Genomic DNA, 19,715 nt, shown 5'->3' on the forward strand with positions numbered 1-19,715 from the left:
GTAATTTCCTAAAGGTGTTAGGCTCTGGGCATGACACGCGCAGGGCTGTCCCGGGACCGGCTGATCCGGGCGGGCGCCGACCTCGCCGACGAGATCGGCTTCGACCGGGTCACCCCCTCGGAGCTGGCGCGCCGGTTCGACGTGAAGGTCGCCAGCCTCTACTCGCACGTCCGCAACGCCGACGACCTGCGGACGGGCATCGCGCTGCTCGCCCTCGAGGAGCTGGCCGGCCGGGCCGCGGAGGCGCTCGCCGGGCGGGCCGGCCGCGACGCGCTGATCGCCTTCGCCAACGTGTACCGCGACTACGCCCGCGCGCATCCCGGCCGGTACGCCGCCACCCGGCTCCGGCTCGACGCCGAGACCGCCGCGGGCAGCGCCGGCGTCCGGCACGCGCAGATGATGCGGGCGATCCTGCGCGGCTACGAGCTCACCGGACCCGACCAGACCCACGCCGTACGCCTGCTGGGCAGCGTCTTCCACGGGTACGCCGACCTGGAGGCGGCCGGCGGTTTCGACCACAGCGCCCCGGACAGCCAGACGAGCTGGGAGCGGATTCTCGACGCCCTCGACGGGCTCCTGCGGATGAGGATGATGCCGTGATCACCACCCCGGTCACCCCGGACCTGCTGCGCGGCGCGCTGGAGGCCGAGACCACGGAGCGCGGGCTCCTGCCGCACCGGCTTCCCGCTCAGGCCCGGGCGCGAGGCGCCGACGGTCAGCTCCTGATGGCGGAGTCCCAGCCTTCCGGCGTACGCGTGGTCTTCCGCAGCAGGGCGACCGTCGTCGAGCTGGACACCGTGCCGACCAAGCGGGTGTACGCGGGCATGCCGGCCCGCCCGGAGGGCGTCTACGACCTCATGGTCGACGGCCGGCTCGCCGGCAGCGGCAGCGTGCCGGGCGGCGTCACCGTGACCGTCGACATGGCCGCCGGCACGGCCGAGACGCGGCCCGGACCGGCCGGCACGCTGCGCTTCACAGGGCTGGGGGACCACGACAAGACCGTGGAGATCTGGCTGCCGCACAACGAGACCACCGAGCTCGTGGCCCTGCGCACCGACGCACCGGTCGAGCCGGCACCCGGCACGGGCCGCCCGGTGTGGCTGCACCACGGCAGCTCGATCAGCCAGGGCTCCAACGCGGCGACCCCGAGCACGACCTGGCCGGCGATCGCCGCCGCCCGGGCCGGCGTGGAGCTGATCAACCTCGGCTTCGGCGGCAGCGCCCTGCTCGACCCCTTCACCGCCCGGGCGATGCGCGACACCCCGGCCGACCTGATCAGCGTCAAGATCGGCATCAACCTGGTCAACGCCGACCTCATGCGGCTGCGCGCGTTCGTCCCCGCGGTCCACGGGTTCCTCGACACGATCCGCGACGGGCACCCGGCCACGCCGCTGCTGGTGATCTCGCCGCTGCTGTGCCCCATCCACGAGGACACCCCCGGGCCCGGCGCCTTCGACCTCGACGCGCTGCGGGCCGGGGAGATCCGCTTCCGGGCCACGGGCGACCCGGCGGAGCGTACGGCCGGCAAGCTCACCCTGCGCGTCATCCGCGACGAGCTGGCCCGCATCGTGGCGCAGCGGGCCGCCGGGGACCCCCACCTGCACCACCTCGACGGCCGGGAGCTGTACGGCGAGGCCGACGCCGAGGAGCTGCCGCTGCCGGACCGGCTGCACCCCGACGCGGCCACCCACCGCCGCATCGGCGAACGCTTCGCGCGGCTGCCATTCCTCAGCTCCCACGCCGAGGTGACGATCACAGAAGCGTGTCCCGCCGACGCCCCACCGAACCGCGCGCCCTGACGTCGTGGTGGGTGCTGCTCGCCGTCGTCGCCGCGGTGATCGCCACGGTCGCGGGCGGCGTCTACGCGCTGCAGCAGCAGGTACGCACCCGCACGCTGGACAGCGCGCTGCAGGGCGTCGTGGTGATCAGCTCGCTGGTCATCGACCGCAGCCTCACGTTGCAGGACCTCACCGACGAGCTGCACCCGGCGAACCGCGCGCAGCTGGACACCGACGTCGTGCTGCTGCAGCAGAAGGGGCAGCTGCGCGGGCTGATGATCTGGTCGCTCGGCGACGGCCGGCTGGTCTACGCCGACCCCGACCACCAGTTCGCCGGGCGGCTGGGCGAGGCGAAACGCGCCGCCGTACGCCTCGACGAGCCGAGCGTCGGCTACGCCGAGGACCACCACACCGGGGAACACCTGCTCGAGGTCAACTACCCGTACGACGCCAACGGTGACGGCGTCGTCGACGGGCTCGCCGTCGTGCTGCTGCCCCGCCGCGACATCGACTCGTCGATCGCCCGGTCCACCCGGCTGCTCTACGGCGGCGGCCTGATCGTGCTGCTCGTGGCGCTCGGCGGGGTGCTGCAGGTACGTCGCCGGCAGAAGGCCCAGGAACACGCCGCGGTGCACGACCCGCTCACCGGGCTCGGCAACCGGGAGAAGCTGCGCCGGCTCGCGCACCACGCGCTGCCCGCCGCGTCCGCCCAGCGCCCCGCCGCCCTGCTGGTCCTCGACCTCGACGGCTTCAAGGGCGTCAACGACACGTACGGCCACCACACCGGCGACGTCCTCCTCGCCGCCGTGGCCCAGGAGATCGAACAGGCCTGCCACGGCTGCGGCACCGCGATCCGGCTGGGCGGCGACGAGTTCGCCGTCCTGCTGCCGCGGGCCGGTGCCGAGCAGGCCGCGGCCGTCGCGGCCACCCTGCACGAGGCGGTCCGCCGGCCCGTGCTCATCGACGACCGGCCGATCGTGGTCGGCACCAGCATCGGCGTGGCGGTCGCACCCGCCCACGGCAGGGACCTCAGCACGCTGCTCCAGCACGCCGACGCCGCCATGTACCGCGCGAAGAAGGGCGAGGTGGTTCCGCAATGAACCGAGTACGCAGGTTCGTGGCAGCGCTCACCGGCGCAGCACTGCTGGCCGGGGCCGCCGCGTGCGGTTCCGCGGGCGCCTCCGGCGACGGCCGCATCACGCTGACCGTCGACGACTTCGGCAACTTCGGCTACAAGACGCTGCTGCGCGAGTACGAGGCCGCCCATCCCGGCATCCGCGTGGTCGAGCGGGTCAGCGACTTCGTCGCGCACCACGAGCAGCTGGCGCAGCGCCTGGACGCGGGCACGGGCGCGGGTGACGTCGTGGCCGTCGAGGAGGGGTACGTCGTCCAGTTCCGCAACCGCTCCGCCGACTTCGTGAACCTGCTGGACCTGGGCGCCGGGCAGCGCAAGGACGCGTGGCTGGCGTGGAAGTGGGAGACCATGCTGACCGACGGGGGCCGTACCCAGATCGGGCTCGGCACCGATGTCGGCGGCCTGGCCATGTGCTACCGCCCGGACCTGTTCAAGGCGGCCGGGCTGCCCGCCGACCGCGGATCCGTGGCGAAGCTGTGGCCGGACTGGCCGGCGTACATCGCGGCGGGGCGGCGGTTCCAGAAGGCCGACCTGCCCGCGCAGTGGACCGACTCGGCAATCAACGTCTACAACCAGATCCTCGCGCAGCAGACGACCGGCTACTTCGACCGCGACGACAACCTGACCATCACCACCGAGCCGGGCGTCCGGACGGCCTGGGACCAGACGGTCGACATGATCAAGGCGGGCGAGTCCGCCAAGTACGTGCCGTTCAACCCGCAGTGGCTCGCCGCGCTGCAGAGCGGCCGCTTCGCCACGCTGACCTGCCCGGCCTGGGTGCTGGGCTGGATCAAGCAGAACGCACCCGCCAGCCGCGGGCTGTGGGACGTCACGGCCGTGCCCGGCGGCGCCGGCAACTGGGGCGGCTCCTGGCTGGCCGTGCCGAAGCAGAGCGCGCATCCGCGGGAGGCGTACGAGCTGGCCGCCTGGCTGACCGCACCCGAGCAGCAGCGCCGGGTCTTCATCGAGACGGGGAACCTGCCGTCCGTGCCGAAGCTCTACGCCGACCCGGCCGTCACGTCGTTCCGCAACCCGTTCTTCTCCGACGCCCCGGTGGGCCGGATCTTCACCAGCGCGGTGGCCAGCAAGCCCGTGCAGTACCTCGGCCGGCACAACGCCGCGGTCCGCGGGATCATCGAGCGCAAGCTCAGCGAGGTCGAGATCGGCAAGCTGGTCCCCGAACAGGCGTGGCAGGAAGCCGTCACGGAGGCGCGGCAGGTGCGCTGATCAGCCCGCCGCCGCCCACGCCTTCGCCAGCAGCTCGCGGGTGTCGCCCAGCAGCTGGGGCAGCACCTTCGTCCGCCCGATCACCGGCATGAAGTTGCCGTCGCCGCCCCACCGCGGCACCACGTGCTGGTGCAGGTGGGCGGCGATGCCGGCGCCGGCCACCGCGCCCTGGTTCATCCCCAGGTTGAAGCCGTGCGGACTGCTCGCCCGGCGCACCGCGCGCATCGCCCGCTGGGTGAACTCGGCGACCTCCACCGTCTCCGCGGCGCTGAGATCGGTGTAGTCGGCGACGTGCCGGTACGGGCACACCAGCAGGTGGCCGGGGTTGTACGGGTACAGGTTGAGCACCGCGTACACCAGCTCGCCCCGGGCCACGACCAGGCTGTCCGCCTCGTCCAGGCCCGGGGCGACGCAGAACGGGCAGCCCTCTGGTCTCTCGCCGCCGGCCGACACGTACGCCAGCCGGTGCGGCGTCCAGAGCCGATCGAAGCCGTCCGGTTCCCCCACGTCGCTCACCCGTCCACCCTAAGGCGGGCAGGGCTGGTCGTCAGGCCGCGGACGGCCCGGTGTTCACCCGCGAGCGCACGACCTCGACCACGTGCGCCACCGCCTCGTCCAGCGCCACGCCGTTGCGCTGCGAGCCGTCGCGGTAGCGGAACGACACCGTGCCGCCGTTGACGTCGTCGTCGCCGGCGATCGCCATGAACGGGATCTTCTGCTGCTGGGCGGTGCGGATCTTCTTCTGCATGCGGTCGGTGGAGTGGTCGACCTCCGCCCGGATGCCCTCCTTGCGCAGCCGCGCGGCGAACTCCTCCAGGTAGTCCGCGTGGTCGTCGCGGATCGGGATGCCCACCACCTGCACCGGCGCCAGCCAGGCCGGGAACGCACCGGCGTAGTGCTCGACCAGCACGCCGAAGAACCGCTCGATCGAGCCGAACTTCGCCGAGTGGATCATCACCGGCTCCTGCCGCGAGCCGTCGGCGGCCTGGTACTCCAGCCCGAAGCGGGCCGGCATGTTGAAGTCGTACTGGATCGTCGACATCTGCCAGGTTCGGCCGATGGCGTCGCGCGCCTGCACACTGATCTTCGGGCCGTAGAAGGCGGCGCCACCCGGGTCGGCCACCAGCTCCAGACCGGTCTCGGTGGCCACCCGTTCGAGCACCGCGGTGGCGGTCTGCCACTGCTCGTCCGTACCGATGAACTTGTCGCTCTTGGGGTCGCGGGTGGACAGCTCCAGGTAGAAGTCGTCCAGGCCGAAGTCGCGCAGCAGCGAGAGCACGAAGTTCAGCAGGTGCTTGATCTCGGCCGGGGCGTCCTCGGCGGCGACGTACGAGTGCGAGTCGTCCTGGGTCAGGCCGCGCACCCGGGTCAGGCCGTGCACCACACCGGACTTCTCGTAGCGGTACACCGAGCCGAACTCGAACAGCCGCATCGGCAGCTCACGGTACGACCGCCCGCGCGACCTGAAGATCAGGTTGTGCATCGGGCAGTTCATCGCCTTGAGGTAGTAGTCGGCGCCCTCCATGTGCATCGGAGGGAACATCGTGTCCGCGTAGTACGGCAGGTGGCCCGAGGTGTGGAACAGGCCCTCCTTGGTGATGTGCGGCGTGCCGACGTACTGGAAGCCCTCCTCGATGTGGCGGGCCCGGACGTAGTCCTCCATCTCCCGCTTGATCACACCGCCCTTGGGGTGGAAGACCACCAGGCCGCTGCCGATCTCGTCGGGGAACGAGAACAGGTCCAGCTCGGTGCCGAGCTTGCGGTGGTCGCGGCGCTCGGCCTCGGCGAGCCGGTTCAGGTACGCCTTCAGCTCGTCGCGGCTCGGCCACGCGGTGCCGTAGATGCGCTGCAGCTGCGGGTTCTTCTCGCTGCCCCGCCAGTACGCGGCGGCCGAGCGCATCAGCTTGACCGCCGGGATGAGCCGGGTGCTGGGCAGGTGCGGGCCGCGGCACAGGTCGCCCCAGACCCGGTTGCCGTCCCGGTCGAGGTTGTCGTAGTGGGTCAGCTCGCCGGCACCGACCGCCTTGGCCTCCTCGTCGACGTCGCCCTTGATGTCGACCAGCTCGAGCTTGTACGGCTCGTTCTTCAGCTCGGCCTTGGCCTCGTCGAGCGACGCGTACTCGCGGCGGCGGAAGGTCTGGCCCGCCTTGACGATCTCCTGCATCCGCTTCTCGAGCTTGCCGAGGTCCTCGGGCTGGAACGGCTTCTCGACGTCGAAGTCGTAGTAGAACCCGTTCTCGATCGGCGGCCCGATGCCGAGCTTCGCCTCCGGGAAGACGTCCTGCACGGCCTGGGCGAGCACGTGCGCGGCCGAGTGGCGCAGCACGTCGAGCCCGTCGGGCGAGTCCATCGCGACCGCCTCGACGTCGGCGTCCTGCCCGGGCGCCCAGTCGAGGTCGCGCAGGCGCCCGTCGGCGTCGCGGACCACGACGATCGCCTTGGGGCCGGACTGCGGCAGGCCTGCGGCGGCCACCGCGTCGGCCGCCGTCGTCCCCGCCGGCACGACCAGAGCTGCGGACACGGTGGTTCTCCTTCAGTCGACGAGCGGATTCCTCAGGCGATGCTAGTAGGTCGCCGCGGTCAGGCTTCGCGCGACGCGGTCACCCACTCGGGCAGCGGTTCCCGCGCGGCGATCCACTCGGCCGGTACGCCCCCGGCCCCGGTGCGGGCGGCGACCACACCGCCGGCCATCGCGGCAGTGGTGTCCATGTCGCCACCCGCGGCCACGCACGCCTCGACGGCGCCGCGGAAGTCTTCGAGGTGGTGCGCCGCCACCCACAGGGCGAACGGCACCGTGTCCTGCGCCATGGCACGGGTGCCGGTGCCCAGCTCGTACGCCGCCTCCTGCGCCGACCGGATCCGGGTGGCGGCGACCAGGCCGTCGCGTACCCGGCTGTGCGGGGTGTGCGCGAGCACCGCGCCGAGCAGGTCCACCGGGCCGCCCTCCAGCCGCGCCGCGGCCGCCACCGACGCGGCGACGGTGACCGCGACCCCACCGGCGATCCCTTCCGGGTGCGCGTGCGTCACCTCGGCGGCCAGTGCGCCCTGCGCGGCGGCCCGGGCAGGCGAGTCGGCGTGCCAGGCGCCCAGCGGGGCGGCCCGCATCGCCGCGCCGTTGCCGGCCGAGCCCTGCCCGTCGAAGGCGGCCGCCGCGGCGATCGGCCACGGCGTGCCCTCCCGGATCTGGCGGAGCATGACGACGGCGCCCGGGCCGTAACCGCGGTAGGGGTCGAAGTGCCGCCCGAGCAGCGCGGCGAACCGGTCCCGGTCGAGGTCGGCGTCGTCACCGCCGGTCAGCGCCGCGAGCAGGCAGCAGGCTTCCTCGGTGTCGTCGGTCCACGGCCACGGTGGCGGCGGGACGGTTCCCGGCCGTACGCCGGGAACGAAGTACTGGGCGCCGAAAGCGTCGCCCACGGAGAGTCCGGTGAGGCTGTCGGCGGCGAGCGCCGCCCGGGTGTCGGGAAAGAGAGTGAATGACATCGGTACCGGAATCCTAACGCACCGGTCGTGACACTCCGTGACCGAGAGACGCCGTTGAATGACGGATTCGGTCTATCTTGCCAAGGGCAGTACCTTCTTCGCATGGCCACGGTGTTGCTCGTCGAGGACGACCACGTCGTGCGCGGTGCGATGCTGCGGTCGCTGGCCGACCGCGGGCACGCCGTGCACGCCGTCGGAACGGCTCTCGACGCTCTCCGCCGGGTCGCCGCGGAAACCCCCGACCTGGTGGTGCTCGACCTGGGGCTGCCCGATCTGGACGGCTCCGACGCGCTGCGGATGCTGCGCGGCATCACCGACGTGCCGATCATCATCGCGACGGCGCGCGACGACGAGCAGACCGTCGTGCGGCTGCTGCGGGCCGGCGCCGACGACTACATGGTGAAGCCGTTCACCGGCGCCCACCTCGACGCGCGGATCACCACGGTGCTGCGCCGCGTCGGGCGGGCGAGCCGCACGGCTCAGCCCGCCGTGCACGAGGTGGGCGAGCTGCGCGTCGACATCGGCGAGCGCAGCGCCAGCCTCGGGGACCAGCCGCTGGCCCTGACCCGCAAGGAATTCGATCTGCTCGCCTACCTGGCCGCACGCCCGGGCCGGGTGGTGTCCCGTCGTGAGCTGTTGGAGGAGGTATGGCGACAGCCGTCAGTCGGCGAGGACCAGACGATCGACGTGCATCTGTACTGGCTCCGTCGGAAACTGGGCGAATCCGCGGCGAAGCCTCGCTACCTGCGCACCGTGCGGGGAGTCGGATTCCGGTTGGTGGCCCCGGACTGAGGGCGCGGCTGGCGTATGTCAGCGCAGCCACCACCGCCATCGCCGCCCTCGCGTTCCTCATCCCGCTCGGATGGGAGCTGCGGGCGGACCACCGTGACACCGCCATGGCCGCGGCCGGGCAGCGCAGCGCGATCGTCGCCGGCGCGCTCGAGGCCGGCGCGGGCAAGAAGGGGCTGGAGGCCGCGCTCAAGGCGGCCGGCGGCGACCCGGTCGTGCACGCCCCCGGCACCACCCAGGACAGCCGGGTGCCGGTCGAGAAGCTGGTGTCGGTGGCCCGCGCCACCCAACCGGTCGAGGTGGACGTCGCCGGTGGCATCGTCCGGTTGCAGCCCGTGACGGTGGGCCAGAAGACATCGGTGGTCGAGGTCTTCGTGCCCGACTCCGAGCTGGGCGAGGGCACGGCCCGCGACTGGTGGATCCTGTTCGGCATCATGCTGGGCCTGGTCATCGGCTCGGTGATCGTCGTCGACCGGCTCGCGCGCGGCGCCGTGGACTCGGTGCGCAACCTCGTGCACGCCGCGATGGCCGTGGGCGGCGGCGACCTCGGCGTCCGCATCCAGCCCTCCGGCCCGCGCGAGCTCGCCGAGGCCGGCTACGCGTTCAACCGCATGGCCGACCGCCTCGTCACGTCCCGGACGAGCGAACGCGAGCTGGTCGCCGACCTGTCGCACCGCCTGCGGACGCCGCTGACCGTGCTGCGCCTGGACGCCGAGGCGCTGGACCCCGACGACACGCAGATCATCGACCTGACCGCCCAGGAGGTCGACCGCCGGCGCGGCATCCGGCGGATCCGGCAGGCCATCGTCACGCTCGAGGGCGAGGTCGACCAGCTCATCAACACCACCCGGGCGGCGGTCGCGGCGCAGGTCGCGGAGGCCCCCGAGGAGGGCCTGTGCGACGCCGCCGAGGTGGTCCGCGACCGCATGGTCTTCTGGTCCGCGCTGGCCGGCGACCAGAACAGGCAGTACCGCGTCGTCGGCGCGCAGCTGCGCATCCCCGTGCCGGTGGCCCGTACGGAGCTGGCCGCCGCGCTCGACGCCATCCTCGGCAACGTCTTCCGCTACACCCCGCAGGGCACCGCCTTCGAGGTCGGCATCTCGCGGCGCGACGGCTGGGTCGCGCTGCGGGTCGACGACGCGGGTCCGGGCATCGACGACCCGGAGAAGGCACTGCAGCGCGGGCAGAGCGAGCAGGGCTCCACCGGCCTCGGGCTGGACATCGCCCGCCGCGCGGCACAGGCGGCCGGCGGCTCGGTGAGCCTGGCCCGAGCCGCGATGGGCGGCGCGAGCGTCGTCATGCTGCTCGCCGACGCCGAGGCGCCACCCAAGCAGGCGAGCCGCTTCGGGTTGGTCGGCCGGATGGCCCGCGAACGCGACCCGGCCAAACGCAAGTGGCCGCACCAACGCACGGACGAGGAGTGAAAATCCCGCCCTGAGCCGGAATTACGCCGGACGGTACAACGATTGCTTAGATCTGCATTAAGGGCGTTCCCCTGGCGAACCCGGGCTGGCACGCTCTACCCCGATCCCATCCGGCTTCCCGGCCCGAAGCCCGCAGCACGTCCCCACACCCCGGGCCGGCGAAGCCCCCGCGCGGTGGGAGGTGGTCACCCCATAACCCCCTCCCACCGCGTCCCCGCAGCACAAGGAGATCATTTGTCCGCGCACCGACGGCCTGCGCTTCGTGGGGAGGCGCCGCAGCGGCGGCGCCCGGCGCCCGACCGCGGCCGGCGCCACCCGGGCGTGCGCCCGTACCGGCTGCTGCCCGTGCTGCTGGGCATCGGCGTGCTCGGCATCGGCGGGCTGGTGGGACCCAGCCTCGTCTGCGGCGGCTCCGGGCAGGACTGCGGCGGCCAGGACCGTGAGCGGATCACGTACGCCGGCCTGCCCGCCGACGACCCCGGGCAGGGGCTGGTCTACGACGGGCTGGCCGCGGCCGGCGAGAAGTCGCTGTGCACGGGCTCGTACGAGCTGGACGACGAGACCTGCACGCACGGGCCCGACCCGGCCCCCGCCGGCCTCAGGGTGAGCCGCGACGTCTCCCCGGTCACCGCGAAGGTGCCCGAACCACGCGAGCCGCGGCACGAGGCGGGCACCGTGCCGCCGGACGCCGAGATCGTTCGCGACCAGGGCGGCAGCTCGCTCTCCCCCGGCGCCCCGGCGCTGATCCCGGACGCGGCGCCGGGCGACGCCGACTTCGTGCTGGGCGCGCACGACGTGGCCTGCGAGGGCGACGGGCGTACGGGCAACCGCATCCAGGTGCTCTACCTGCACGAGTTCGGCACGCCGAGCCGCTACACCGACTACGTCGGTTCGATCCGTACGTGGGCCGCCGGGGTCGACCGGATCTTCGACGAGAGCGCGGCCGAGACCGGCGGCTCCCGGCACGTCCGGTACGTGACGACCCCGGAGTGCCGGGTGGACGTCGCCGAGGTGCAGATGCCGGAGGGCGCCCTCGCCTCCTTCCGGCAGACCATCGGGGCGTTGCAGACGCTGGGCTACAACCGTGCCGACCGCAAGTACCTGATCTTCTCCGACGCCAACGTGTACTGCGGGATCGGCACGTACATCGCCGACGACCGGCCGGGGCAGGGCAACCGCAACAACGGCGGGCCGTCGTACGGGCGGGTCGACGCGGGCTGCTGGGGCTCGGTGGTGGCCGCGCAGGAGACCACGCACATGCTCGGCGCCCTGCTCCAGGACTCCCCCAACGCCACCGGCGGCGGCAGCTGCACCGACGACCACGACCTGCTGTGCCGCCCGGACCGCTCCGGCATCGCCATCCGTACGGTGTGCCCCAAGCAGCACGAGAACCGCCTCGACTGCGGGCACGACGACTACTTCAACACCAATCCGAAGCCGGGCAGCTACCTCGCCGAGAACTGGAACGTGGCCCGCAGCGACTTCCTGCTGCACAGCGACGGCGGGGACGACGTACCGGACGCTCCGGAGGACCTTCCCGCCGAGCCGTCGACCGCGCCGCGCGCCTCCGCGACGAGCGCGCCCACGCAGGCGCCGGCACCGAGCGCGACCGCCACGACAGCCGCGACCAGCGGGGGTGACGCCTCCGACGGCGGCGGCGACGCCCCGGCCGGTCCCGCCGAGCCCACCGCGACGCCGCCGGTCGCGGCGACGACCGGCGCCCCCGCCCCGGAGACGCCGGCCGCCACGGGCGTAGCGGTCGCGCCGGTGGCCACCACGGCCCCCGCCCCGCAGGCGGTCCTGGAGATCCGGGAGCCGACCAGCACGTCGGTACGCCTCAGCTGGAGCGCCGCGGCCGACGACGCCACGTACGAGGTGGACGTCGACGGCGTCACCGTGGCGACCACCGTGGCGACCCGCGCACGGCTGATCGGGCTGCGCCCGGACACCAAGTACCGGGTGACCATCCGCAGCGCCAAGCACCGCTACACCGCGAAGGGCACCGCCCAGTCGGCGCCCGCGGCCCGGCCCGCCGCGAACTCCTGGTTCGTGCTCACGAACTCGCTGACCGGCGGCGCTGCCGACCTGTACGCGGCGCGCACGGCCAACGGCACGCCGCTCACCCTGGGCGGCGCGGACGGCGGCGCCCAGCAGCAGTGGAAGCTCGTGCCCGCCGGGGGCGACACCTTCTCGCTGCAGTCCCGGGCGACCGGCAAGTGTGTGGTCCCGCTGGACGGCAACCCGGTGGCCGGCGCGCCGCTGGTCCAGGGCGACTGCACGACGAACGACAGTGGCCGGTGGCAGTTGTTCGCCACCGACCACGGCTTCAGCCTGCGGACCGACGTCGGTGGCCTGGCCGCCGGCGTGGGCGCCCAGCGTTTCGGCGCGGCCCGGATGCTCGTGCTGCAGCAGCCGGTCGGGGCCAGGCACCAGAGTTGGACGGCGGTGCCCGGCTAGGTCCGGGCGAGGGAGAGAGACGATGCTGGACACGGACGTACGCACCGAACCGCAGGTCGACGAGGACGATCGTCGCGGCCGCTTCTTCAACCGCCGCCGCGTCGTGCGCGTGGTGGCGATCCTGACGATCGGCATCCTCGCCGTGCTCGCGATCTGGCAGGACCCGCTGTACGCGGACCGCTTCTAGGGTCTGCCCGCCGCGGCGGCGTAGTCGTCGATCTCGGCGATGAGCCGGTCCTTGCCGGCGACCGGCAGGAAGGACGCGTCCACGGCCGCGCGGGCCAGCCCGGCGACCCCGGCGGCGTCCAGGCCGAGCAGGTGCGCCGCCACGGCGTACTCCTCCTCGAGCGTGGTGCCGAACATCGGCGGGTCGTCGGAGTTGATCGTGACGGGTACACCCGCGGCCACCAGCGCCGGCAGCGGGTGCTCGTCGATCACGGGCACCGCCCGGGTGCGCACGTTCGAGGTCGGGCACACCTCCAAGGGGATCCTGTTCTCGGCCAGGTACGCCATGAGCTGCGGGTCCTGCGCGGCGGCGATGCCGTGCCCGATGCGCTCGGCGCCGAGGTCGCGCAGCGCGTCCCAGATCGTCTGCGGCCCGGTGGTCTCGCCGGCGTGCGGGACGCTGTGCAGCCCGGCCGCCCGGGCCTTGTCGAAGTACGGCTTGAACTGCGGCCGCGGCACGCCCACCTCGGGTCCGCCGAGACCGAAGCTGACCAGCCCGTCCGGCCGTTCCTCCAGCGCGATCCGGAGGGTCTCCTCGGCGGCGGGCAGCCCCGCCTCGCCCGGGATGTCGAAGCACCAGTTCAGCTCGATGCCGAAGTCGCGGGCCGCGCCCGCCCGGGCGTCCTCGATGGCCGCGCAGAACGCCGGCGCCGGGATGCCCCGCCGCACGTGCGAGTACGGCGTGATGGTGAGCTCGGCGTAGCGCACCTGCTGCCGGGCCAGCTCCCGGGCGATCTCGTAGGTCAGCATGCGCACGTCCTCGTCGTCGCGGATGAGGTCCACGACGGTGAGGTACACCTCGATGAAGTGCGCGAAGTCGCTGAACGCGAAGTAGTCGGCGAGCGCCGCGGGGTCGGTCGGCACCGGCGACTGCCCCTCGTGCCGGGCGGCCAGCTCCGCGACGATGCGCGGCGACGCGGAGCCGACGTGGTGCACGTGCAGCTCCGCCTTCGGCAGTCCGGCGATGAACGAGGCCAGCTCGGTCACTTGCTCCCCCTAGAGTTGCGCCACCACGAAGATCCGGCGGAACGGGAACGCCACGTGTCCGCTCCGGGCAGGGTAGACCGCGGCGAGCTCCGCGTTCAGCGTGACCCGGAAGGTCCCCCAGGCCGTGTCGTCGAGGGCCGCCTTGACCGGGCGCAGGGCGGTGCCCTCCATCCAGCGCAGCACCGGGTGCTCGTCGCCGGTGGCGGGCAGCAGGTGCACGTACGTCGTCTCCCAGGCGTCCACCCGGGCACCGGCCGCCAGCAGCCGGGCCGAGTAGCCCACGGCGTCGTCCACGGGCGCCTCCCGCACCACGTCGCCGACGGCGGCCGCGTACGGCTCGCTGCGCGCCACCTTCCGCAGCAACCGGTGGGACGGCGCGTCGAAGTTGCCCGGCACCTGCATCGCGAACCACGCGCCGGCGGGCAGCTCGCGGACCCACGTACTGATCAGCTCCTGGTGTCCCGGAACCCATTGCAGGGCCGCGTTGGTGACCACGACGCCGGTCTCCGGTCCCGGGTGCCATCCGGCGAGGTCGGCGACCCGGAACTCGGCCGGCGCGCCCAGTGCCGTGGCCTTCGCGATCATCTCGGGCGACGAGTCGACCCCGGCGATCCGCGCTCCCGGCCAGCGCTGCGCCAGCGTCGCGGTCAGCTCGCCGGAGCCGCAGCCCAGGTCGGTGACCTCGCGCGGGGCGTCGGCGCCGATGCGGGCGACGAGGTCGAAGAAGGGGCGCGAACGCTCGGTGCCGTAGCGGTGGTAGACGGCGGGGTCCCACATGACCGCTCCTCCAAACCGTACGTACGTCTTTTTTGGCAGCGTACCATCGGGCGGTAGGCTCGGCCTCGTGGAAAAGCGCAGGTTCGGCCGCCTCGGGCGGGAAGTCGGAGTGATCGGTCTCGGTGCGTGGCAGCTCGGCGCCGACTGGGGAGAGGTCACCGAGGAGGACGCCCACGCGACGCTCGCGGCGGCCGTCGACTCGGGCGTGACCTTCATCGACACCGCCGACGTGTACGGCGACGGCCGCAGCGAACAGGTCATCGGCAGCTTCCGCAAGGACCACCCCGGCCTCACCATCGCGACCAAGATGGGCCGCCGCGTCGCGCAGGAGCCGGGCAACTACACGCTCGACAACTTCCGCGCCTGGACCGACCGCTCCCGCGCCAACCTCGGCGTGGACACCCTCGACCTGGTCCAGCTGCACTGCCCGCCCACCCCGGTCTTCTCCACCGGCGAGGTGTACGACGCGCTCGACACCCTCGTGCAGGAGAAGCGCATCGCGGCGTACGGCGTCAGCGTCGAGAAGGTCGATGAGGCCCTCGCGGCCATCGCCCGCCCCGGCACCGCCAGCGTCCAGATCATCTTCAACGCCCTGCGCCTCAAGCCGCTCGAGCGCGTCCTGCCCGCGGCGGCGGAGGCGGGCGTGGGCATCATCGCCCGCGTGCCCCTCGCCTCGGGCCTGCTGTCCGGACGCTACGACGAGAACACCACGTTCAGCGCGGACGACCACCGTAACTACAACCGCCACGGCGAGGCGTTCGACGTCGGCGAGACGTTCTCGGGCGTCGACTACGCCACCGGCCTCGAGGCGGTACGCCGGCTCCGCCCGTACGTGCCGCAGGGCGCCACGATGGCCCAGTTCGCGCTGCGCTGGATCCTCGACCAGCCCGCGGTGACCGTGGTGATCCCGGGCGCCCGCAACAGCGACCAGGCCCGCGGCAACGCGGCGGCCGCCGGCCTCCCCGCCCTGCCCGCCGAGGCGCACGAGGCGGTCCAGGCCGTGTACGACGAGCTCATCCGCCCCCAGGTCCATGACCGCTGGTGACGGCGCCGCCCCGCCGTGGGGCCCGGGTCCCGGTCCGGCCGGGGGTGCGGAGGTGTCCGGAGCGATGCCGGCCGGGGATGCGGACGGTCCGGGTCATGCGGACGGCCCCGGTGCGGGCAGGCCGCTGCCGGGCTGGCTCTGGATGACGGCGGGCATGCTCGGCCTGGTGCTGGGCGTGCTGTGGACCGCGCAGGGGCTCGACCTGGTGCACGACAGCATCATGAGCGACGTGACGGCGTTCGCGGTCGCGGGGCCGGTGCTGGCGGTCGCGGGTCTGGCCCTCATCGTCATGGGCGTGCGAATCCGCGCACGCAGCAAGGAGCAGGCCGCCGCACAGGACGGCAGCGCAGCGCCTCAGATCTGACCGGCTGCGGCCGCGGGCCGGCCCACGAGGGCCACCCGCGGCCGCTGTCGTCCGGCCGCTGCCGTCCGGTGCTGCCTTCTTCCGGTGCTGCTGTCGTCCGGTGCCGGAACGTGAACGGCCCCGCACCCCATCAGGGATGCGAGGCCGACATTCGCGCCGATCTCCGCCAGAAAATCGGCAGCCGACGTCACCGCCGGCCGGTTGGTCTCAGAGGGGGCGAACCTGCTCCGCCTGCGGGCCCTTCTGGCCCTGGGCGATCTCGAACTCGACCCGCTGGTTCTCTTCCAGAGTGCGGTAGCCGCTCGTCTGGATGGCCGAGAAGTGGACGAACACGTCAGCACCCCCGCCGTCGACGGTGATGAAGCCGAAGCCCTTGTCTGCGTTGAACCACTTCACGGTTCCTTGCGCCATGCTGAACTCTCCTTCTGAAAATGCCGGCCCGGTGATGCGGGGCCGATGGTCGTTTTCGAGCAGCGGCGCCGACGTGCGGCATTTCAGAGAGGAGCGGCCTCCTGCAGAAGGCCTGAGATTCGCCAGAAGGTGAACCCCACCTACCTGAACCACTTACACAAAAACTGGCCACACTGTACCCGAAGAAGCACCCGAAAAGCTTCCCCTCGGACGAATCGAGTCGGCGCGAAAAGGCCCTCGGCAGCGCCGAGGGCCTTGACGGTGGTCTATACAGCTATCTGACGAATCAGTCCGGCCACTTGCCGGTCATCTTGCGGACACCGACCGCGCCGCCGCGGTCGACGAGGGCCCGCACCGTCGCGAAGATGGCGCCCTGCAGGGCCGCCGCCGCGAGGATCTCGCCCCAGCCGCGGTCCTCGTCCGTCGGGGTCGGAGCGTCGTCGTCGCCGGCGGCCAGCTTCCAGATCTCCTTGAAGACGAACCCGGCGATCGCGCCGGCGCCGAGGCCGAGGACCAGGCCGACAGGTCGGTAGGCGACCTTCTGGAGCTTGCCGCTCACCGGCGCCTCCCCCGGACGATCAGGATGATGCCGACCAGCGCCACGCCGGCCGCCAGCACGACCGCCACCGGCACCGGGTTCCGGCGTACCTGCTCGCGGGCGTCCTGCGCCTTGTCGAGGGCACCGGTCTCCCGCACCTTGTCCGTCGCCAGGGAAACCTTGTCCCCGGCCTGCGACGTCGCCGCACGGACCTTGTCGGACGCGACGGCCGCGGCGTTCGCCGCCACCCCGCGCACCCGCTCGGTCGCCTCGTGCACCTGCGCCTTGGCCTTGGCCTTGGTCAGCTCGACCTGCTCCTTCGCCCGGGCCTTGACGTCCGCCTTGGCCGCGAGGGCCTGGACGGTCTCACCCAGCTCGGCGCGGGTCTGCTTGATCTCCTCGCGCAGTGCCTCCACGTCGGGCTTGCCGCCCGCGGACCCGTTCTTCCCGGATCCGTTCTTGTCACTCATGCCCGGCTCCTACCGCTCCTGATCGCGTGCTTGACCTCGTCGACATCCGCCTTCGCGCTCTCGATGGCGGAACTCGGTTCCGGCGGGACAGCCTGGGTGACCTGCTTCTTGCCGAGCAGCGCGAGAATACCGGCCGCGGCGAAGAGCACCACGGTCACGATCAGCGCGGCGAGCCACAACGGCAGGAAGATGTTCAGCACGATGATGAGCGTCGCGATGAGCGCGCCGACGCCGTACAGGGCGAGCACGCCGCCCCCGCCGAACAGGCCCACACCGATGCCGGCGTGCTTCCCCTTTTCCGTGAGCTCCGCCTTCGCGAGCGCGATCTCGTCCCGGACGAGGCGGGTGAGCTGCTCGCTCGCCTTCTGAACCAACTCCGAGGTGGACTGGTCGGTCGCCGGACGGGCCGGGCTACCGTTCAGGACATCGGCCATGGTGTCCTCCTTTCCCTGTCCGCTCTATGCCCTGATGGCGGGCCTGTCAATCCTCGGTTACGGTGGCCTGCTTCACGGCCTTTTCCCGGGCATCGCCACTGGATCGGGTGGCGTGGCGCCGTCCGGTCCCGCGAAGGCCGCGGCCCGCTCGTCGCCGTCACCGGCGCCGCTGAAGACCCGCGCGCCCTCGGACGCCTCGGCTTCCGGGGAAGAACGGGTGTCGCGTACGCCAGGAGCACCGTCGGCACCCGCGAGATCGGCGCGCACCCGCGGCAGGGCGTCGCGGCGGTGTTCGAAGACCCAGGTCACCAGGCGCTCGCGGACGAGGCACCGCAGGTCCCAGAGGGCGCCGGCGTCGTGGGCGCTGACCAGGGCGCGGAGCCGGATCATACCGCCGGTCGCCTCGGTGACCTGCAGCACGCACACCCGCCCGTCCCACAGCTCGGTGCCCTCGCACACCGCGCGCAACTCGGTCCGCAGGTCCTCGACGGGCGCCGACCAGTCCACGTCGATCTCCGCGGTGCCCAGCACGGCGGAGCCCGTACGCGTCCAGTTCTGGAACGGCTTGGTGGTGAAGTACGAGGTCGGCAGGATCAGCCGCCGGTCGTCCCAGATCTGCACGGCGGCGTACGTGAGGGTGAGGTCCTCGATGCGTCCCCACTCCCCCTCGACCACCACCACGTCGTCGATCCGGACGGCGTCGCTGAACGCGAGCTGCAGACCGGCGAAGACGTTGCCGAGCGTGCTCTGCGCGGCGAGCGCGGCGATCACGGAGATGACGCCGGCGGAGGCGAGGACGCTGGCGCCGAGGGCGCGTACGGCGGGGAACGTCATCAGCATGACGCCGATGGTGAGCACCACGATCGCGGCGACCGTGACCCGGCGCAGCATCTGCACCTGGGTCTTGAGCCGGCGCGCCTTGAGGTTGTCCGGGACGTCGACCCGCCACTTCGACAGGGCGACGTCCTCGAGCACCAGCAGCAGCGCCCCGACCAGCCAGGCCACCGAGGCGATCACGAGGATCACCAGCAGGTGCAGCACCCAGGCGCGGCCCGGGAAGGGTCCGGCGAAGCCGCGGACGGCGACCTGGACGGCGAAGACCGTCGCGGCCGCCAGGAACGGCCGGTGGGCGGTGGCGCCGAGATCGCGCAGCAGCTCCGACCGGCGGCCGAGGCGTTGCACGATCCGGTGCACCACCTCGACCAGCACGATCGCGGCGGCCGCGGCGATGACTATCGCGAGCAGGGCGGTCAGCAGGCTGGTCACGGTTCCCTCTCCTCACCAGGGGTACGTCGCCAGCATGCCCGGCCCGGTCACACCTTGCGGTAGCGGGCCTGGAAGAAGCAGTAGACGCCGAACGCCGCGATGCCCAGAGCGATGAGTCCGAGCAGCCAGGGCCCGTACGACTGACCGGCCAGGGTCTTCAGGGCGGCGTCGAGCCCGCGCGCCTTCTCCGGGTCGTACGTGACCGCGGCGGCGACGATCAGGCCGCCGGCGATGCCGAACGCGACGCCCTTGGCGGTGTACCCGGCCATGCCGAGCCGGCGGGTCGTCGTGTGCACGGTCGCGCTCATCTGCTGGGTGTTGAGGCGCTTCTCGAACTTCTTCTTCAGGCCGTACACGATCAGCCCGATGCCGACGCCGATCACCACCAGGCCGATGAAACCGACCAGGAAGCGGCCGCCACCGTTGTCCATCAGGGACGAGGCGCCCTTCTCCTGGCTGTCGCCGGTGGAGGAGCCGCCCTGCAGCACCTTGATGCCGGTCCAGGCGAAGGAGAGGTAGATGACCGCCCGGATGCCGGAGATCACGCGGTTGGCGACGGCCTCCCGGCCCTGCTCGCCGCTCTCGCCGATGGCGGCCTCGAACGCCTGCCACAGGGCGAGGCCGATCATGCCGATGACCGTGATGATCACCAGCGTCTTGCCCATCGGCTGGCTGGCGAGGTTCTGGAACGCCCCGGTCTGGTCGCTCTCGCCCGACGAGCTGCCGAAGGCGACCTGCAGGGCGATCCACGCGAGGAGGAGGTGGATGACGCCGTACGCGATGAACCCACCGCGGGCGAGGTATTCCAGGGGTTTGCTGTCGGCGGCGCGCGACGCCGTGCTCCGAACGTGTGAGGAGGCTGTCATGGCTGCTAAGTGACCGATGGAAAGTTTTCCCAAACCTTCGCC

Annotated in this window: 21 protein-coding genes; 10 read left to right on the forward strand and 11 right to left on the reverse strand. The window is 72.5% G+C overall.

All coding sequences use genetic code 11. The annotated features are described in order from the left end of the window. Positions 1-30 precede the first annotated feature (30 nt). From IT780_RS22400 to IT780_RS22415, 4 genes are read left to right on the forward strand one after another with little or no spacing between them, the layout of a single operon-like run. Positions 31-600, forward strand: a complete 570-nt coding sequence (locus IT780_RS22400) for a TetR/AcrR family transcriptional regulator (protein WP_199513580.1) — start codon at positions 31-33, stop codon at positions 598-600. Beyond that, entirely contained in the window at positions 597-1,799 is a 1,203-nt protein-coding gene (locus tag IT780_RS22405) for an SGNH/GDSL hydrolase family protein (protein ID WP_199513581.1), read from the forward strand. Before IT780_RS22400 ends, IT780_RS22405 begins: the two co-directional genes overlap by 4 nt. Then, a complete protein-coding gene (locus IT780_RS22410; protein ID WP_199513582.1) occupies positions 1,763-2,878 on the forward strand; it encodes a GGDEF domain-containing protein in 1,116 nt (371 codons plus the stop codon). The genes IT780_RS22405 and IT780_RS22410 overlap by 37 nt, the downstream gene beginning before the upstream one ends. Continuing rightward, a complete protein-coding gene (locus IT780_RS22415; RefSeq protein ID WP_199513583.1) occupies positions 2,875-4,140 on the forward strand; it encodes an ABC transporter substrate-binding protein in 1,266 nt (421 codons plus the stop codon). The genes IT780_RS22410 and IT780_RS22415 overlap by 4 nt, the downstream gene beginning before the upstream one ends. Here IT780_RS22415 and IT780_RS22420 read toward each other — a convergent pair whose 3' ends face one another. The 3 genes from IT780_RS22420 to IT780_RS22430 are packed head-to-tail and all read right to left on the reverse strand — an operon-like array spanning position 4,141 to position 7,620. Beyond that, a complete protein-coding gene (locus tag IT780_RS22420) occupies positions 4,141-4,656 on the reverse strand; it encodes an HIT family protein (RefSeq protein WP_199513584.1) in 516 nt (171 codons plus the stop codon). It lies immediately after the preceding gene. Between the two features lie 31 nt (positions 4,657-4,687). Continuing rightward, a complete protein-coding gene (gene thrS / locus IT780_RS22425; RefSeq protein ID WP_199513585.1) occupies positions 4,688-6,661 on the reverse strand; it encodes a threonine--tRNA ligase in 1,974 nt (657 codons plus the stop codon). Between the two features lie 59 nt (positions 6,662-6,720). Continuing rightward, the gene (locus tag IT780_RS22430) at positions 6,721-7,620 is read right to left on the reverse strand and encodes an ADP-ribosylglycohydrolase family protein (protein WP_199513586.1); all 900 of its coding nucleotides are present in this window, start codon (positions 7,618-7,620) and stop codon (positions 6,721-6,723) included. A gap of 102 nt (positions 7,621-7,722) precedes the next feature. Here IT780_RS22430 and IT780_RS22435 point away from each other — a divergent pair, with 102 nt between their 5' ends. From IT780_RS22435 to IT780_RS22450, 4 genes are all read left to right on the forward strand, one after another. Continuing rightward, positions 7,723-8,412, forward strand: coding sequence for a response regulator transcription factor (locus IT780_RS22435; protein WP_199513587.1), 690 nt, complete (start codon positions 7,723-7,725; stop codon positions 8,410-8,412). A 104-nt stretch (positions 8,413-8,516) separates the two neighbouring features. Continuing rightward, positions 8,517-9,833, forward strand: coding sequence for a HAMP domain-containing sensor histidine kinase (locus IT780_RS22440; RefSeq protein WP_233413300.1), 1,317 nt, complete (start codon positions 8,517-8,519; stop codon positions 9,831-9,833). A gap of 234 nt (positions 9,834-10,067) precedes the next feature. Further along, complete coding sequence (locus IT780_RS22445; RefSeq protein WP_199513588.1) at positions 10,068-12,290, forward strand: RICIN domain-containing protein; 2,223 nt, start codon at positions 10,068-10,070, stop codon at positions 12,288-12,290. Positions 12,291-12,312: 22 nt separating this feature from the next. Continuing rightward, the gene (locus IT780_RS22450; RefSeq protein WP_199513772.1) at positions 12,313-12,477 is read left to right on the forward strand and encodes a hypothetical protein; all 165 of its coding nucleotides are present in this window, start codon (positions 12,313-12,315) and stop codon (positions 12,475-12,477) included. Here the strand turns inward: IT780_RS22450 and IT780_RS22455 are convergent. Beyond that, a complete protein-coding gene (locus IT780_RS22455) occupies positions 12,474-13,502 on the reverse strand; it encodes an adenosine deaminase (RefSeq protein WP_199513589.1) in 1,029 nt (342 codons plus the stop codon). The genes IT780_RS22450 and IT780_RS22455 overlap by 4 nt on opposite strands. A gap of 9 nt (positions 13,503-13,511) precedes the next feature. Then, positions 13,512-14,279 carry a trans-aconitate 2-methyltransferase gene (locus IT780_RS22460; RefSeq protein ID WP_199513590.1) on the reverse strand — a complete coding sequence of 256 codons (768 nt, stop codon included), beginning with the start codon at positions 14,277-14,279 and terminating at the stop codon, positions 13,512-13,514. Between the two features lie 67 nt (positions 14,280-14,346). Between IT780_RS22460 and IT780_RS22465 the strand changes: the two genes are divergently transcribed. Both IT780_RS22465 and IT780_RS22470 read left to right on the forward strand, forming a co-directional pair. After that, the gene (locus IT780_RS22465; RefSeq protein WP_199513591.1) at positions 14,347-15,324 is read left to right on the forward strand and encodes an aldo/keto reductase; all 978 of its coding nucleotides are present in this window, start codon (positions 14,347-14,349) and stop codon (positions 15,322-15,324) included. A gap of 52 nt (positions 15,325-15,376) precedes the next feature. Next, positions 15,377-15,688 carry a hypothetical protein gene (locus IT780_RS22470; RefSeq protein ID WP_372443770.1) on the forward strand — a complete coding sequence of 104 codons (312 nt, stop codon included), beginning with the start codon at positions 15,377-15,379 and terminating at the stop codon, positions 15,686-15,688. 207 nt (positions 15,689-15,895) lie between these two features. On the opposite strand, the gene IT780_RS22475 is transcribed toward IT780_RS22470, so the two are convergent. The 6 genes from IT780_RS22475 to IT780_RS22500 all read right to left on the reverse strand — a co-directional run bounded on the left by IT780_RS22475 (position 15,896) and on the right by IT780_RS22500 (position 19,673). Beyond that, on the reverse strand, positions 15,896-16,099 hold the full coding sequence (locus IT780_RS22475; protein ID WP_011905669.1) for a cold-shock protein: 204 nt from the start codon (positions 16,097-16,099) through the stop codon (positions 15,896-15,898). A gap of 286 nt (positions 16,100-16,385) precedes the next feature. After that, positions 16,386-16,658 carry a DUF4235 domain-containing protein gene (locus IT780_RS22480; RefSeq protein ID WP_199513592.1) on the reverse strand — a complete coding sequence of 91 codons (273 nt, stop codon included), beginning with the start codon at positions 16,656-16,658 and terminating at the stop codon, positions 16,386-16,388. Further along, positions 16,655-17,107, reverse strand: coding sequence for a DUF3618 domain-containing protein (locus IT780_RS43500; RefSeq protein WP_199513593.1), 453 nt, complete (start codon positions 17,105-17,107; stop codon positions 16,655-16,657). Before IT780_RS43500 ends, IT780_RS22480 begins: the two co-directional genes overlap by 4 nt. Then, positions 17,104-17,541, reverse strand: coding sequence for a phage holin family protein (locus IT780_RS22490; protein WP_199513594.1), 438 nt, complete (start codon positions 17,539-17,541; stop codon positions 17,104-17,106). Before IT780_RS22490 ends, IT780_RS43500 begins: the two co-directional genes overlap by 4 nt. Before the next feature lie 72 nt (positions 17,542-17,613). After that, a complete protein-coding gene (locus tag IT780_RS22495) occupies positions 17,614-18,807 on the reverse strand; it encodes a mechanosensitive ion channel domain-containing protein (RefSeq protein ID WP_199513595.1) in 1,194 nt (397 codons plus the stop codon). A 47-nt stretch (positions 18,808-18,854) separates the two neighbouring features. Next, the gene (locus tag IT780_RS22500; protein ID WP_199513596.1) at positions 18,855-19,673 is read right to left on the reverse strand and encodes a DUF1206 domain-containing protein; all 819 of its coding nucleotides are present in this window, start codon (positions 19,671-19,673) and stop codon (positions 18,855-18,857) included. Positions 19,674-19,715: the final 42 nt, after the last annotated feature.

It is taken from the genome of Nucisporomicrobium flavum, from assembly GCF_016464385.1.
In the GTDB taxonomy this organism is placed as follows: domain Bacteria; phylum Actinomycetota; class Actinomycetes; order Mycobacteriales; family Micromonosporaceae; genus Actinoplanes; species Actinoplanes flavus_A.

What these genes read in the sequence shown, in the direction of transcription:
- IT780_RS22435 (WP_199513587.1), top strand. Translation starts at nt 7,723, where the DNA reads ATGGCCACGGTGTTGCTCGTCGAGGACGACCACGTCGTGCGCGGTGCG.
- IT780_RS22415 (WP_199513583.1), top strand. Translation starts at nt 2,875, where the DNA reads ATGAACCGAGTACGCAGGTTCGTGGCAGCGCTCACCGGCGCAGCACTG.
- IT780_RS22440 (WP_233413300.1), top strand. Translation starts at nt 8,517, where the DNA reads ATGGCCGCGGCCGGGCAGCGCAGCGCGATCGTCGCCGGCGCGCTCGAG.
- IT780_RS22500 (WP_199513596.1), bottom strand. Translation starts at nt 19,673, where the DNA reads ATGACAGCCTCCTCACACGTTCGGAGCACGGCGTCGCGCGCCGCCGAC.
- IT780_RS22400 (WP_199513580.1), top strand. Translation starts at nt 31, where the DNA reads ATGACACGCGCAGGGCTGTCCCGGGACCGGCTGATCCGGGCGGGCGCC.
- IT780_RS22430 (WP_199513586.1), bottom strand. Translation starts at nt 7,620, where the DNA reads ATGTCATTCACTCTCTTTCCCGACACCCGGGCGGCGCTCGCCGCCGAC.
- IT780_RS22475 (WP_011905669.1), bottom strand. Translation starts at nt 16,099, where the DNA reads ATGGCGCAAGGAACCGTGAAGTGGTTCAACGCAGACAAGGGCTTCGGC.
- IT780_RS22460 (WP_199513590.1), bottom strand. Translation starts at nt 14,279, where the DNA reads ATGTGGGACCCCGCCGTCTACCACCGCTACGGCACCGAGCGTTCGCGC.
- IT780_RS43500 (WP_199513593.1), bottom strand. Translation starts at nt 17,107, where the DNA reads ATGAGTGACAAGAACGGATCCGGGAAGAACGGGTCCGCGGGCGGCAAG.
- IT780_RS22490 (WP_199513594.1), bottom strand. Translation starts at nt 17,541, where the DNA reads ATGGCCGATGTCCTGAACGGTAGCCCGGCCCGTCCGGCGACCGACCAG.
- IT780_RS22450 (WP_199513772.1), top strand. Translation starts at nt 12,313, where the DNA reads ATGCTGGACACGGACGTACGCACCGAACCGCAGGTCGACGAGGACGAT.